At 60.0% G+C, this 13,566-nt stretch carries 13 protein-coding genes; 11 read left to right on the top strand and 2 right to left on the bottom strand.

The genetic code is table 11. The annotated features are described in order from the left end of the window. Positions 1-100 precede the first annotated feature (100 nt). The 6 genes from ACR0DO_RS01000 to ACR0DO_RS00975 are packed head-to-tail and all read left to right on the top strand — an operon-like array spanning position 101 to position 5,785. Positions 101-700, top strand: a complete 600-nt coding sequence (locus tag ACR0DO_RS01000; protein WP_170671205.1) for an amino acid synthesis family protein — start codon at positions 101-103, stop codon at positions 698-700. Further along, a complete protein-coding gene (locus ACR0DO_RS00995) occupies positions 672-1,451 on the top strand; it encodes an alpha/beta fold hydrolase (RefSeq protein ID WP_480556210.1) in 780 nt (259 codons plus the stop codon). The genes ACR0DO_RS01000 and ACR0DO_RS00995 overlap by 29 nt, the downstream gene beginning before the upstream one ends. Beyond that, positions 1,448-2,356 carry a flavin reductase family protein gene (locus tag ACR0DO_RS00990; protein ID WP_480556209.1) on the top strand — a complete coding sequence of 303 codons (909 nt, stop codon included), beginning with the start codon at positions 1,448-1,450 and terminating at the stop codon, positions 2,354-2,356. Before ACR0DO_RS00995 ends, ACR0DO_RS00990 begins: the two co-directional genes overlap by 4 nt. A gap of 12 nt (positions 2,357-2,368) precedes the next feature. Then, on the top strand, positions 2,369-3,403 hold the full coding sequence (locus ACR0DO_RS00985; protein WP_480556208.1) for an LLM class flavin-dependent oxidoreductase: 1,035 nt from the start codon (positions 2,369-2,371) through the stop codon (positions 3,401-3,403). 8 nt (positions 3,404-3,411) lie between these two features. Continuing rightward, entirely contained in the window at positions 3,412-4,890 is a 1,479-nt protein-coding gene (locus ACR0DO_RS00980; RefSeq protein WP_480556207.1) for an aldehyde dehydrogenase, read from the top strand. A 28-nt stretch (positions 4,891-4,918) separates the two neighbouring features. Further along, the gene (locus ACR0DO_RS00975; protein ID WP_480556206.1) at positions 4,919-5,785 is read left to right on the top strand and encodes an urea carboxylase-associated family protein; all 867 of its coding nucleotides are present in this window, start codon (positions 4,919-4,921) and stop codon (positions 5,783-5,785) included. Here ACR0DO_RS00975 and argE read toward each other — a convergent pair. Further along, on the bottom strand, positions 5,782-6,939 hold the full coding sequence (gene argE, locus ACR0DO_RS00970) for an acetylornithine deacetylase (protein ID WP_480556205.1): 1,158 nt from the start codon (positions 6,937-6,939) through the stop codon (positions 5,782-5,784). The genes ACR0DO_RS00975 and argE overlap by 4 nt on opposite strands. After that, a complete protein-coding gene (locus ACR0DO_RS00965; RefSeq protein WP_480556204.1) occupies positions 6,936-8,120 on the bottom strand; it encodes a M24 family metallopeptidase in 1,185 nt (394 codons plus the stop codon). The genes argE and ACR0DO_RS00965 overlap by 4 nt, the downstream gene beginning before the upstream one ends. 86 nt (positions 8,121-8,206) lie before the next feature. Here ACR0DO_RS00965 and ACR0DO_RS00960 point away from each other — a divergent pair, with 86 nt between their 5' ends. The 5 genes from ACR0DO_RS00960 to ACR0DO_RS00940 all read left to right on the top strand — a co-directional run bounded on the left by ACR0DO_RS00960 (position 8,207) and on the right by ACR0DO_RS00940 (position 13,540). Then, entirely contained in the window at positions 8,207-9,250 is a 1,044-nt protein-coding gene (locus ACR0DO_RS00960) for a pyridoxal-phosphate dependent enzyme (protein WP_480556203.1), read from the top strand. After that, positions 9,247-10,392, top strand: coding sequence for a M24 family metallopeptidase (locus ACR0DO_RS00955; protein ID WP_480556202.1), 1,146 nt, complete (start codon positions 9,247-9,249; stop codon positions 10,390-10,392). Before ACR0DO_RS00960 ends, ACR0DO_RS00955 begins: the two co-directional genes overlap by 4 nt. Next, positions 10,389-11,096, top strand: coding sequence for a maleate cis-trans isomerase family protein (locus tag ACR0DO_RS00950; RefSeq protein ID WP_480556201.1), 708 nt, complete (start codon positions 10,389-10,391; stop codon positions 11,094-11,096). Before ACR0DO_RS00955 ends, ACR0DO_RS00950 begins: the two co-directional genes overlap by 4 nt. A 149-nt stretch (positions 11,097-11,245) precedes the next feature. Next, on the top strand, positions 11,246-12,337 hold the full coding sequence (locus ACR0DO_RS00945; RefSeq protein WP_170442313.1) for an ABC transporter ATP-binding protein: 1,092 nt from the start codon (positions 11,246-11,248) through the stop codon (positions 12,335-12,337). A 111-nt stretch (positions 12,338-12,448) separates the two neighbouring features. Then, positions 12,449-13,540: an extracellular solute-binding protein gene (locus ACR0DO_RS00940; protein WP_480556200.1), complete on the top strand. Its 1,092-nt coding sequence runs from the start codon at positions 12,449-12,451 to the stop codon at positions 13,538-13,540. The last annotated feature ends 26 nt before the right edge of the window (positions 13,541-13,566 follow it).

The following is a 13,566-nucleotide window of genomic DNA, read 5'->3' as shown; positions in this document are numbered from 1 at the left end:
ACATATTAGAGTCACTAATACCTAAGACCAAAGTTCTTTCGTTTGTCAAAGCGGCCCCTAGGCGAGGATAGTTTGTCAACGACAGAAAAAGGGGGCGCTCGTGGAGCCAAGTATTCGGAAAATCGTGACCTATGACGAAGAGGTTCTGGTCGAAGGATTTCGCAAGGCCGAGCGCCCGTGGCGGATGTTTGCGGTTGCGGCGGTGGTGTCGAACCCCTGGGCGGGTCGTTATGTCGAAGATCTGCGGCCCGAGATTCTGAGCTTTGCGCCGATTCTGGGCGAAGAGCTGACCAGCCGGATGATCGCGTTGGCGGGCAGCGGCGACGCCATCGAAGCCTATGGCAAGGCCGCGGTGGTGGGGCTGGACGGCGAAGTCGAGCACGCCTCGGGCCTGATCCACACGCTACATTTTGGCAATCATTTCCGGCAGGCGGTGGCGGCGAAATCCTACCTGTCCTTCACCAACACGCGTGGCCCTGCAAACGCGCCGATCATGGTTCCGTTGATGGACAAGAACGATGCGGGTCGCCGGTCTCACTACCTGACGCTGCAGTTCGCCATTCCCGATGCCCCGCGCGCGGATGAGGTGGTGATCGTGCTGGGCGGCGCAACCTCGGGGCGGCCTCATCATCGGATCGGAGACCGGTATCAGGATTTGAAGGATCTGGGTCATGACGTGGACAACCCGGCCTCGGTCTGAATACGGCGAACTGGCCGCGATTGACGCGGGTACAGGGCCGCTGGTCGTTCTGCTGCATGGCGTTGGCTTACGGGCCGAGGCGTGGGGCGCACAGATCGAGCCGCTGGTCTCTGCCGGGTATCGCGTGCTGTGTCCGGATATGTCCGGGCATGGCGAAACCCCGTTCACTGCGGTCGATGGGTTGGAGAGCTATGCCGCGCCCGTTGCTGCGCTCATACAGGAACCCGCGGTACTGATCGGGCATTCGATGGGGGCTCTGATTGCGACCTACATTGGGGCCTCGGGAAATCCGAATGTCAAAGGCACCGCCGCCCTGAACGCAATTTTTCAACGGCCTGAAACAGCCCGGCAAGCGGTCCTGTCGCGCGCGCATGCGCTGGACGAGAAGCATCCAAACGATCCGACGGTCACTCTGCAACGGTGGTTTGCCGAGGATGCATCGGCGGAACGCGACACCTGCGCGCGTTGGCTGCAAGAGGTCGATCCGCGCGCCTACAAGGCGGCCTACACGGTGTTCGCCGAAAGCGATGGTCCGACCAAGGCGCAATTGGCCGCAATAAAATGCCCGGCTTTGTTTCTGACTGGCGCGGATGAGCCGAATTCAACCCCTCGAATGTCGCGCGACATGGCTGGGCTCGCACCCAAGGGACGGGCCGAGATCATCCCGAACGCCGCGCATATGATGCCGATGACCCATGCGGATGCGGTCAACGCCAGCCTGTTGCGCTTTCTGCAGGAGTGCTTGCCATGACGATGCTTGACCCACGCGCCCTGCGCGATGCCTTCGGCAGCTTTATGACCGGTGTGACGGTGGTGACAACGCGCGATGCGACCGGTGCTCCGGTCGGGTTCACGGCCAATTCCTTTTCCTCCGTGTCCCTTGATCCGCCGCTGTTGCTGGTCTGTCCGGGGAAATTCCTGTCCAGCTACGAAGTCTTCACCGGTTGTCGGCACTTCGCCGTCAATATCCTGGCCGAGGGTCAACAGGAGGTGTCGAATACCTTTGCCGGATACAAGGGGGATCGGTTCGCGAAAGTGGCCCACCGAAACGGAGTGCACGACCTGCCACTGATCGACGGAGCACTGGCGCAGTTCTGCTGTGAAACCCATCAGGCCATCCCGGCGGGCGACCACACCATTCTGATGGGGCGGGTGCTTGAATTCACGCACGCTGCGGGTGACGGCCTTGGTTATGTAAGCGGCTCGTATTTCAGCCTGGGTCTGGAACGCGAGATGGACTCGAAAGTGCCGACGCTTTGCGGGGCCATCATCACGTCCGGTGACAAGGTTCTGCTGGAACATCATGACGGTCGCTTCCGCCCGGTTCAGGTCGCCGGAGCTGAACCCGGTGGCCAGCGAAACAGGCTGGCACAAGGACTGGCCGAGCGTGGTATCCCTGTGCGGATCGATCAGGTTTACTCCGCGTTCAACGATGCCGACACCAAGCTGCACTACACGTTCTTTCTGGCCTCGGCCGAACAGGCCGCGCCGACCGAAAATACCCGTTGGGTCGCGGTCGAGGACCTGCCCAACCTGACCTATGCCACCCCCGGCATTCACCACATGATGACCCGCTTTGCGCGTGAGGCTCAGACCGGCGATTTCGCCCTGTATCTGGGTGACGCGGAACGGGGCGACATTCACAATTTTCGCTAAAGGAGCCGGATGATGGAGTTTTCTCTGTTTGCCCATATGGAGCGTCTGACGCCCGACCAGCCGCATGACGTTCTCTATGATGAATTCGTCGGTCTGGCGAAAATGGCCGACGACGGCGGGATGCGCGCGGTCTGGACGGGTGAGCATCACGGGATGGAGTTCACCATTGCACCCAACCCGTTCCTGCCTCTGGTCGATCTCGCGCATCACACCAAGAATGTCCGTTTGGGCACGGGGACGGTGATCGCGCCATTCTGGCATCCGATCAAACTGGCGGGCGAGGCCGCAGCGGCGGACCAGATCACAAAGGGCCGCATCGAATTGGGGGTCGCACGCGGCGCCTATTCTTTTGAATACGAGCGTCTGGCACCGGGCATGGACGCGTGGGAGGCCGGTCAAAAGATGCGCGAATCCACGCCTCTGCTGCCGAAGATATGGCAGGGCGATTGCGCGCATGATGGCGAGTTCTATTCCTTCCCGGCAACGACTTCTGCCCCGAAACCTTTGCAGGATGGCGGCCCTCCGATCTGGATCGCGGCGCGTGATCCCAACAGCCATGAATTCGGTGTGCACAACGGTTTCAACATTCAGGTCACGCCGCTGTGGCAGGGGATGGAAGAGATCGAGACGCTGATGGGCCGTTTCAACGATGCCTGTGACAGCTATGCCGGGCCGCGCCCCAAGATCATGCTGTTGCACCACACCTATGTCGGCAAGGATGATGCTGATGTGGCGCAGGGGGTCGAGGATTTGCGGCGCTATTACAATTATTTCGGCGCGTGGTTCCTGAACAAACGACCCATTCAGCAGGGGTTGATCGAACCGATCTCATCCGAGGAAATGGACGCAAACCCGATGTACACAACCGAGAAACTGGGCCGTGACCTGACCGTCGGCACCGCGCAGCAAGTGATCGACCGGATCAAACGTTACGAAGATCTGGGCTATGATGAGTTTTCGTTCTGGGTCGACAGCGGCATGACCAACGATCGCAAACGCGCCTCGCTGGCGCGGTTCATCGACGACGTCATGCCAGCCTTTCAGTGAGGATCACTATGGGAAACCTACCGCATTTTCAGTTGTTCATTGATGGGGATTGGACCGAGGGGTCGGATGGTCAGGTCATGACCTCGGAAAACCCGGCGACCGGGCAGGGGTGGGCGACATTTGCCTGCGCCTCGACCGGTGATGTTGATCGCGCTATTGCCGCAGCCAAACGGGTTCTGGACGATCCGGCATGGCGGGACATGACACAAACCGCGCGGGGTAAGCTGCTGTATCGTCTGGCTGATCTGGTAGCCGAAAACGCCAAACGTCTCGGAGAGTTGGAGACCACCGACAGCGGTAAACTGCTGGCGGAAACCTCGGCGCAAACGGGATATGTGGCGGACTATTACCGCTATTTCGCAGGGCTTGCGGATAAGGTCGAGGGCACGGTGCTGCCCATCGACAAGCCCGACATGCATGTCTTCACTACACGCGAACCGATCGGCGTCGTTGCGGCCATCGTGCCGTGGAATGCGCAGATGTTCCTGACGGCCACCAAGCTGGGTCCGGCCTTGGCTGCGGGGTGTTCGGTGGTGCTGAAAGCCTCGGAAATTGCGCCTGCGCCGATGCTGGAATTTGCACGTCTGATCGAACAGGCGGGGTTTCCGCCCGGCGTCGTCTCGGTCATCACCGGTGACGCTGAAAACTGCGCCATTCCGCTGACGCGTCATCCCGATGTCGACCGGATCGCCTTTACCGGAGGGCCGGAAACCGCGCGGCATGTGGTGCGCAACTCGGCAGAAAACTTTGCAGTGACCTCACTGGAACTGGGTGGCAAGTCCCCAATCCTCGTGTTTGACGACGCCGATCTGGACGGTGCTGCGAATGGGCTGATTGCGGGGAACTTTGGTGCGTCCGGTCAAAGCTGTGTGGCAGGGACGCGCGGTCTGGTGCATCGGTCCATTCTGGAGCCGTTGATCGAACGGATCGAACAGAAAGCCAGTGCTATTCGCTTGGGCGATCCGCTACACTCCGATACGCATGTCGGCCCGCTGTGCACCGCAGCGCAGGTGCGCAAGATCGAGGCGACATTGGCCTCGGCGCAAGGGCAGGGCGCGGTGATCCGTTTTGGCGGCGCGCCTGCGGATCGGCCAGGCAACTACATGACGCCGACACTGGTTCAATGCACCTCACCCGAGACCGAAACGCTGAAGGTTGAGATGTTCGGGCCTGTCATGTCTCTGCTTCCTTTCGACACCGAAGACGAGGCCATCGCGCTGGCGAACAGCACGCCCTACGGGCTGGGTTCGGGCGTCTTCACGCAGAATCTGGCGCGGGCGCATCGGGTATCTAAACGGATCAGGGCGGGGATTTGCTGGGTGAATACCTACCGCGCGATCTCACCGATTGCGCCGTTTGGCGGGTTCAATCAGTCAGGCTATGGGCGCGAGGCCGGGGTCGAGGCGATCCTCGATTACACCCGGACCAAAACCACCTGGATCAGCACCGCGCAAGAGCCGATGGCGAACCCGTTTGTAATGCGCTAAGCCTGTGGAAACGCACGGGAGGGCGCTTATGAAACTGGAGAAACCGAATTTCGCGGCACCAGCGGACGCGAATGAGCGCAAGGCCATTCCTCCGGTCATCTGCTACCCGCCTGAGACGTTGGAGCAGCCGGATTTGGCTGCGCTAACCACGCTGCGGGCAGGGGCCAGCAAAACGGCCGAGGCCACCGCCGCGCCTCGGGATGCCACCTGCATCGACGTGCCTGCTGGCGCGTTTGTTCGGGTGTTGTCGGTCGATGGCCCTCAGGTCGGTGACTTGAATATGTGGAACAAGCACGACCTGACTGAGAGGTTCTATTCCGGCAAGACCCGCGCGTTGCACGGCACCCACCTGTCGACGGGAGATCGCATGTGGTCGAGCTTTCCCTATATGCGGCCAATGGCAACCATCGTGAACGATACGTTGGACTGGTACGGGTTCGATGCCTTTGGCGGCTCGGTTCATGACGTGATTGGCACCCGCTGCGATCCCTATACCGGGCGGTTGCTGTCTGGCGATGACTATCACTATTGCTGCCATTCCAACCTGACCCGCGCGCTGGCCAGCCATTGCGATCTGCCGCTGCACGAGGCCGAGATGCTGGTCCATGATGTGCTCAATGTCTTCATGTGCACCGGCTTCACACGCGACACCGGCCAGTACTTCATGAAGGCCAGTCCGGTGCGTCCGGGGGACTATTTGGAATTCTACGCCGAGATTGATCTAATTGTCGGTCTTTCGGCCTGTCCCGGCGGCGACTGTTCGTCCGAGCATTCTTCGGACGCAGCGGCCTGTTACCCGCTGGTGATGGAGGTCTATGATCCGGGCGAAGACGCCCGCGCGGCGCATGTTCAGCCACCGCGATCCGCCTATGACCGGACCCATGGGACGGGTTAGGACATCAGGCGACGCCCCAAACGGTTCAACATCCGGCAGCTCAGGTCGAGCTGTTCGATCTCGACATATTCATCCGCTTTGTGCGCCTGCGTGATCGAACCCGGCCCGCAGACTATCGCATGTACGCCCAGTTGCTGAAACAACCCGGCTTCGGTGGCGAAGGCGACGACGCCCGTACCATTGGCGCCGGTCAGTTCGGCGACCAGTTCCCGGGCGGCGTTTTCGTCCATAGGTTCAAGCCCCTGAACTTCTGCCACGGCCTCCTGATTTATGCTGGCCTCGGGGTGGACCGCCTGCATGTCGGGCAGCAGGGTGTGCTGCACGTAATCCGACAGAGTTTTGCGCACCAGTTCCGCATCGCTGGACTGCACGGGGCGCATTTCCCATGCGACCTCGGCCTTGCTGGCGATGACGTTATGGGCAACGCCGCCCGAGATGCGCCCGACATTGACTGTGGTCCAGGGCGGCTCGAACGGGCTGCCCTTCGGGGCGCGAGATTTCAGGATGTGGCGTAATTCCAGCAGCTTGCCGATATAGCGCGCCGCGTATTCTGCGGCATTCACACCGTCATCTGGGGCCGAGCTGTGGCCTTCTAGTCCGACAAAGCTGGTGGTGTATTCGAAGCAACCCTTATGCCCCTCGATCACCCGCATCTCGGTGGGTTCACCAATGATGGCGATGTCCGGAACGATACCGCGTTCGGACAGGTCGTCCACAAGGTTCTGCGCGCCCAGGCAGCCGGTTTCCTCGTCATAGGTAAAGGCAAAATGCAGCGGTTGGGTCAGTTTGCTGGTGTCCAGCGTCTCGGCAAAGGCCAACGCAGCGGCAATGAACCCCTTCATGTCGCAGGTGCCGCGACCATACAACCGACCGTCCCGCTCGGCCATCTGAAACGGGTCGGTGGTCCAGTCCTGATCGGCCACGGGAACCACATCCGTATGGCCGGACAGCAGGATGCCTCCGGGCATGTCCGGCCCCAGCGTGGCAAAGACATTGGCTTTGGCTCCGGTCGCATCCCGCGTCTCAACGCACCGCGCGCCCAGCGCCTCAAGCCGTTCGGTCAGATAGCGGATGATCTCAAGGTTACTGTCTGCAGAGACCGTTTCAAAGGCGATCAGGTCTGCCAGGATTTCGGTGGTTCTGAGCAGGGTCATGGTTTCACGAACAGTTTGCGGGGCCGGTTGCAGAAACACTCGGCAGGTCCGGTTTCGGTGATCAGGATCGACTCGGTGATCTCAAGGCCCCAATCGTCCATCCAGAGGCCGGGCATGAAATGGAAGGTCATGCCGGGTTCCAGAACGGTCTCATCTTCGGGGCGCAGGGATATGGTGCGTTCACCCCAATCGGGTGGATAGCTGAGGCCCACCGGATAGCCGCAGCGCGCACCGCGCTCGATCCCGGCGCGTTCCAGCGGCGCGGCCAGCGCCAGCGCGATGTCTCGCGCTTGGTTGCCCGCTCGGGCGGCATCCAATCCGGCCTCTAGCCCTTCGACCAGTGCTGCCTCGGCTCGCAACAGGTGGTCGGGTGGCTGGCCCAGAAAGACGGACCGGCAGAAGGGTGTGTGATAACGGCGGTAACAGCCGGACAGCTCGAAGAACGTACACTCGCCGGATTTGAAGGGCGCGCCGTCCCATGTCAGATGAGGCGCCGCGGCATCCGGACCCGAAGGCAGCAGGGGAACGATGGCGGCGTAGTCCCCCCAATCGTTGCCCACGCCCGAGATCGCATCATGGTAAATCTGCGCAACCAACTCGTTCTTGCGTAGTCCCGGTTCAACCCGCTCCAGCACGCCGTCGATCACGTGTTCCGAAATCCGGGCAGCCTTGCGCATCAAGGCAATTTCTTCACCGGACTTCACCGCGCGCTGCCAGTTCACCAGCGCGTTCGCGTCGACCAGTTCGGCCTGTGACAGCTCTGACAGCAAGGTCAGATGCGCCTTGGCCGAGTAGTAATAGTTGTCCAACTCGACCCCAATCCGGCCCGCAGTCAGCCCGCAGTCGCGGATCAGCGCTGCAAGGTCCTGCATCGGGTGTCGGAGCGTCGATTGCACGTAGTGGTCCGCATAGCCGTATATCCGGTCATCCGGCATCCAGACTGTGCGCCGTGCGCCGTTGGCATCCTGATTGCGGCCCCACCAGATCGGATCGCGGTCATGCAGGACCAGAACGCCCTGATGCACGTAGAAGGACCAACCCTCGTACCCCGTCAGCCACGCCATGTTCGATGGATCCTCGACAAACAGCGCGTCCAGTCCTGCGGCTGCCATGGCCGCGCGCGTCTTTTTCAGCCGACGATCATATTCAGCCTGGCTGAAAGCCGGATCGGCATGGGCCATGAGATGCTCCGTGCGGTGTCTGAGTTTTGTTGACAGAACTAGACGAATCCGATCACGTCAATGGGCAACACAGGGAAGACGTTCAGTTGAAAATCACATCCAACCCGTATCGCGCCGGTCAGAAACTGATCGAGGGCGCACCGTTTCCGTCTACGAATGTGGCCCGCGCCTCGGAATTGATCGCGCGTTGCCTGTCCGCTGACGAGACCCCATTGACCGAAGTTCCGGGGCTGGCGGATGTCGCGCACCTCTGGGTCAAGGATGAACGTGGACGGATGGGGCTGGGGTCGTTCAAGGCCTTGGGCGCGGCCTATGTTATCGCGCGCCATGCGGCGGAGATTGCCGAGACGCCGGACAACACAACGCTGCCCGGTCGCACCTATGTTACGGCCAGTGCGGGGAATCACGGGCTGAGCGTGGCCTCGGGCGCGCGCAGGTTTGGGGCTGAAGCCGTAGTCTATATCGCTGATACCGTGCCCGAGACTTTTGCCGAACGCCTGCGTGAACAAGGTGCAAAGGTTGTGCGTGAGGGGGCGGATTACGCCGCCAGCATGGACGCCGCCAGCAAAGCGGCGCGGGATAACGATTGGATCCTGCTCTCAGACAGTTCGTGGGAAGGTTATTACGACCTGCCGCATACACTGATGGAGGGGTATTTGCAGATGGCGGCCGAGGCCGCCCGGCAATGCCCGCAGGTGCCGACTCATATCATGTTACAGGCCGGTGTCGGTGGAATGGCGGGCGCGGTTGCGGCCTATGCGCGAACCGTCTGGGGGGACGCACCGCAGATCATCGTGGTCGAACCTGATGCGGCCCCGGCGTTGCAGGCCAGTATCGAGGCCGGCGCCTGCGTTTTCGCCGATGGCCCCGACAGCGTGATGGGGCGGCTGGATTGCAAGGAACCGTCACTGATCGCTCTGAACGGGTTGGCCCGTGATGCAGACAGGTTCCTGACCCTTTCCGATGCGCAAGTGACCGGGCATCTTCCGGCCATGACCGCAGCCGGTATCGCCACCACCGCGTCAGGCGGAGCGGGGGTTGCGGCTGTCATGAATCCCGAAGTGCGCGAGGCTCTGGGCATCGGAGCTGATGCCCGTGTCTTGTGCTTCCTGTCCGAGATCGCTGAATGAGGGGCTTTGAGGCGTCCGAATTCCGCGCGCGAACGGACAGCGCACAGCGCTTGATGGAGCAGGCGGGCCTGTCGGCGCTGTTGCTGACGACCGAGCCAGAGATACGCTATTTCACCGGCTACCTCACCCGCTTTTGGGAAAGCCCGACGCGCCCCTGGTTTCTGGTCCTTCCCGCAGCGGGCAAACCGATTGCCGTGATCCCGTCGATCGGGGAGGCTCTGATGGCGCAGACATGGGTGGATGATATCCGCGCCTGGAGCGCACCGGATCTGGACGACGACGGTGTCAGCCTGCTGGCTGACACTCTGCGCGAGGTATGTCCGGCGGATGCAGCCATTGGCCTGCCGGACGGGCACGAAACCCATGTCCGCATGCCGCTCGCCGACCTGAACCGGTTGCAGCAGGCGCTTGGTGCACGCCGTTTGGGCAGTGATGGGGGAATTCTCCGCGCTCTTCGGATGGTCAAAACCCCAGCCGAGATTGCCAAGATCGAAACCGCCTGCGCCATTGCCGGGCGGACTTTTCAGCGCGTGCCCGAGATTGCCCGGGAAGGCGCTGCACTGGACGAGGTCTTCCGCCGATTTCAGATGCTGTGTCTGGATGAGGGCGCAGATTGGGTGCCGTACCTTGCTGGCGGGGCCGGGCAGGGCGGGTATACGGATGTGATCTCACCGGCCCGCGCCACGGCGCTGCAACCCGGTGACGTATTGATGCTGGATACTGGGTTGGTTTGGGACGGCTATTTCTGCGACTTCGACCGCAACTGGTCGGTCGGAGCAGCCAGCACTCAGGTACGCGATGCCTATGCAACGCTGATCGAAGCCTCGGACGCCGCATTCGACGCTGCGCGCCCAGGTGCAACAGCGTCAGATCTGTTTCACGTCATGAACAAGGTGCTGTCCCGCACCTCGGGTGAGACTGGCGCGGGGAGGCTGGGGCATGGTTTGGGAATGTCGCTGACGGAATGGCCCTCTCTGATCCCCTCCGATCATACGGTTCTTAAACCGGGTATGGTTCTGACGCTGGAACCCGGCATTGCGGTCGGCGACAAAATCCTCGTGCACGAGGAGAACATAGTTATCACCGAAGGGGCACCGCGGTTCATCAGCCCCAGAATCGGCCCGGAGTTGCCCGAGATATGAGTTATCTGCCCTACAAGCTGGAAAAGGACGATCCAGACGCCACGCCGATGGGGTTGATCGTCTTGCAAACCGACGAGACGATCGAGCCCGAGTTCAACGCTTATTTCGCCGACCAGCGTGCGCCGGTGTATGTGTCGCGCATTCCTAGCGGGGCAGAGGTGACGAAAGACACTCTGGCGGAAATGGAGAAAGCCCTGCCTGCCGCCGCGGACCTGTTGCCCAAGATTCGCCCCTACAAGGTGGTCGGATACGGGTGCACATCGGCCAGTTCGGTTATCGGGTCCGACCAGATCGAACGGATGGTTCGGAAAACCTGCAATACGGCTGTGGTCACGAACCCTCTGCGGGCGGCATCCGCCTGTGCGGCGCATTTGGGTGTTTCGAAATTCGCACTGCTGTCACCCTATATCGAAGAAGTGAACGAACCGCTGCGCCGGGCGTTTGCTGAAAATGGGGTTGTTATGGATGTGTTCGGCTCATTCGGAGAGGCGGAAGAATCGAAAGTTGTGCGCATTTCGCAGCGTTCCGTGGTGGATGCGGCGCTGAAACTCGGGGCTGATACATCAGTTGAAGCGGTCTTCATAAGCTGCACGAATTTAAGAACTTTTGATGCTATCCCGGAAATCGAAAGCCGCCTGAAAAAGCCGGTTTTGTCCAGCAATCAAAGCCTTGCATGGCACATGCGGGACCTGAATTCAGCCTAGTGGTGATACAGACGCAACCGAAAATGTCTGACCTTTGTCACATTTTGGTTGCGCGCTGCGTCTCGCATGTCCTTTAATGAGGCCAATAGGTCTTTGAGATCCGGATAAACCGGGCAAACAACAGACCGCACAGGGAGCCAAGTCGGTATATGTCCAATGACGCAGCGTTCGTCGAGTTTCAGCGTGTCCAGAAGTCTTATGATGGTGAAGTACTCGTTGTAAAAGATCTAAACCTCTCAATGCCAAAAGGTGAGTTTCTGACAATGTTGGGCCCGTCGGGGTCCGGCAAGACAACTTGCCTTATGATGCTGGCCGGGTTTGAAACCGCCACGCATGGCGAAATCATGCTGGACGGGAAGCCGATCAATAACATCCCGCCGCATAAGCGTGGCATCGGGATGGTGTTCCAGAACTACGCCCTGTTCCCGCATATGACCGTGGCCGAAAACCTCTCGTTCCCGCTGGAAGTGCGGAAGATGGGCAAGGATCAGCGCGAGGAAAAGGTAAAGCGGGCACTGGATATGGTGCAGATGGGGGCCTTTGGCAGCCGCCGCCCGGCACAACTCTCCGGTGGTCAGCAGCAGCGGATCGCCCTGGCGCGTGCGCTGGTGTTCGAACCAGAGCTGGTTCTAATGGACGAACCGCTGGGCGCGCTGGACAAACAACTGCGCGAGCATATGCAATTCGAAATCACCCGTCTGGCACACGAACTGGGGATCACCACCGTTTATGTGACCCACGACCAGACCGAGGCACTGACAATGTCGGACCGTGTCGCCGTGTTCGACGACGGCCGTATTCAGCAACTGGCTCCGCCGGACCTGTTGTATGAAGAGCCCGAGAACAGCTTTGTTGCGCAATTCATTGGTGAAAACAACACTTTGGAAGGTGTTGTTAAGTCAATAGACGGCGATTCGTGCGTGGTGGTTCTGGATGACGGATCCGAAATTGATGCCAAGCCGGTGAACGTCCACAATGCGGGCGAACGCACCAAGGTTTCAATCCGCCCCGAACGCGTCGAGTTCAACAAGGACCGTTTGCACGCCGATGCGCATACGCTGAAGGCTACGGTGAAAGAGTTCATCTACATGGGCGACGTGTTCCGCTTCCGCCTGTCTGTGGCGGGCAATGATGACTTCATCATCAAGACCCGGAACGCGCCGGATGCGGTTAGATTGCGCCCCGGCCAGGAGGTCGAGATCGGCTGGCTGGCTCAGGATTGCCGGGCGCTGGACGCCTGATACTGGAATTCCCCGTGTGATCCGCCCGGGTGCGCGGGACATCAGATGATCGGGTTGCCCCGTGATCCGATCTTCAAAGCTAAAATTAACGGGTATAACAGGGAGTTAACAATGAAAGTTACTAAAACCACTCTTCTGGCGAGTGCGATTGCCGCAGTTGCCGGTGGCGCGATGGCCGAAGAGATGACGATCGTCTCGTGGGGCGGGGCATACTCCAAATCGCAGCTCAAAGCGTATCACGAGCCCTATTCGGAAAAGACCGGCATTACCATTTTGAATGACGACAGCTCACCTGAAGCTGTAGCCAAACTGCGCGCTATGAACGAGGCAGACAACATCACTTGGGATGTGGTCGACGTTGTCGCGTCAGATGCAATTCGGTTGTGCGATGAAGGTCTCGCGATGGAGATCGACCCGGACACCATGTTGGCACCAGCGCCCGATGGTACGCCTGCCTCTGAAGATTTTGGCGATATGATTGTGAGCGAGTGCTTTATTCCGCAAATCGTGTACTCGACCACTTTTGGATATCGTGCGGATTTGCTGAGTGATAATCCGCCAGCAGATATTTGTGCGATATTCGATCTTGATGCTTATCCCGGAAAACGGGGTCTTGAAAAACGCCCAATCAACAATATGGAATGGGCATTGCTGTGCGATGGCGTGGCAAAGGAAGATGTCTATGACGTGCTGGCTACCGAGGAAGGCCAAAATCAGGCTTTGGCAAAGCTTGGCACGATTAAGGACAGCGTTGTGTGGTGGCCGGATTCCGCAACAGCGATTCAGCTTCTAGCGGATGGCGAAGTTTCGATCGGATCCTCGTATAATGGGCGCTTGTTCTCAGCAATTGTTGAGCAGGACCAACCCATTGAAATGTTGTGGGATGCGCAAGTGTTCGATCTAGACGGTTGGATCATCCCCACGGGTCTGAGTGAAGAACGCCAAAAACGTGCGCTGGACTTTATCATGTTCGCGACCGACACGCAGCGCCTGGCGGATCAGGCCAAATGGATTTCGTATGGTCCGGCTCGGGCCTCTTCGGCTCCTCTTGTAAGTCAGCACGCTGAGCTTGGTGTAGATATGGCACCGCACATGCCGACCGATCCGGAAAACGCCAAGAACACGTTCCTGTACAACTACGAGTTCTGGGCTGACTACCGCGACGATATCGACGCGAAATTCCAGGCATGGCTGGCACAATAAGCCTGTCTTGATACGCAAGGTCGGGG

It is taken from the genome of Ruegeria sp. AM9 (genome assembly GCF_056540565.1).
Note: the sequence above shows the minus strand (reverse complement) of the source record. Positions and strands in the feature narration are given on the sequence as shown.

Coding starts and splice junctions, on each gene's coding strand:
- ACR0DO_RS00995 (WP_480556210.1), top strand. CDS start 672: ATGACGTGGACAACCCGGCCTCGGTCTGAATACGGCGAACTGGCCGCG.
- ACR0DO_RS00990 (WP_480556209.1), top strand. CDS start 1,448: ATGACGATGCTTGACCCACGCGCCCTGCGCGATGCCTTCGGCAGCTTT.
- ACR0DO_RS00985 (WP_480556208.1), top strand. CDS start 2,369: ATGGAGTTTTCTCTGTTTGCCCATATGGAGCGTCTGACGCCCGACCAG.
- ACR0DO_RS00980 (WP_480556207.1), top strand. CDS start 3,412: ATGGGAAACCTACCGCATTTTCAGTTGTTCATTGATGGGGATTGGACC.
- ACR0DO_RS00975 (WP_480556206.1), top strand. CDS start 4,919: ATGAAACTGGAGAAACCGAATTTCGCGGCACCAGCGGACGCGAATGAG.
- argE (WP_480556205.1), bottom strand. CDS start 6,939: ATGACCCTGCTCAGAACCACCGAAATCCTGGCAGACCTGATCGCCTTT.
- ACR0DO_RS00965 (WP_480556204.1), bottom strand. CDS start 8,120: ATGGCCCATGCCGATCCGGCTTTCAGCCAGGCTGAATATGATCGTCGG.
- ACR0DO_RS00955 (WP_480556202.1), top strand. CDS start 9,247: ATGAGGGGCTTTGAGGCGTCCGAATTCCGCGCGCGAACGGACAGCGCA.
- ACR0DO_RS00950 (WP_480556201.1), top strand. CDS start 10,389: ATGAGTTATCTGCCCTACAAGCTGGAAAAGGACGATCCAGACGCCACG.
- ACR0DO_RS00945 (WP_170442313.1), top strand. CDS start 11,246: ATGTCCAATGACGCAGCGTTCGTCGAGTTTCAGCGTGTCCAGAAGTCT.
- ACR0DO_RS00940 (WP_480556200.1), top strand. CDS start 12,449: ATGAAAGTTACTAAAACCACTCTTCTGGCGAGTGCGATTGCCGCAGTT.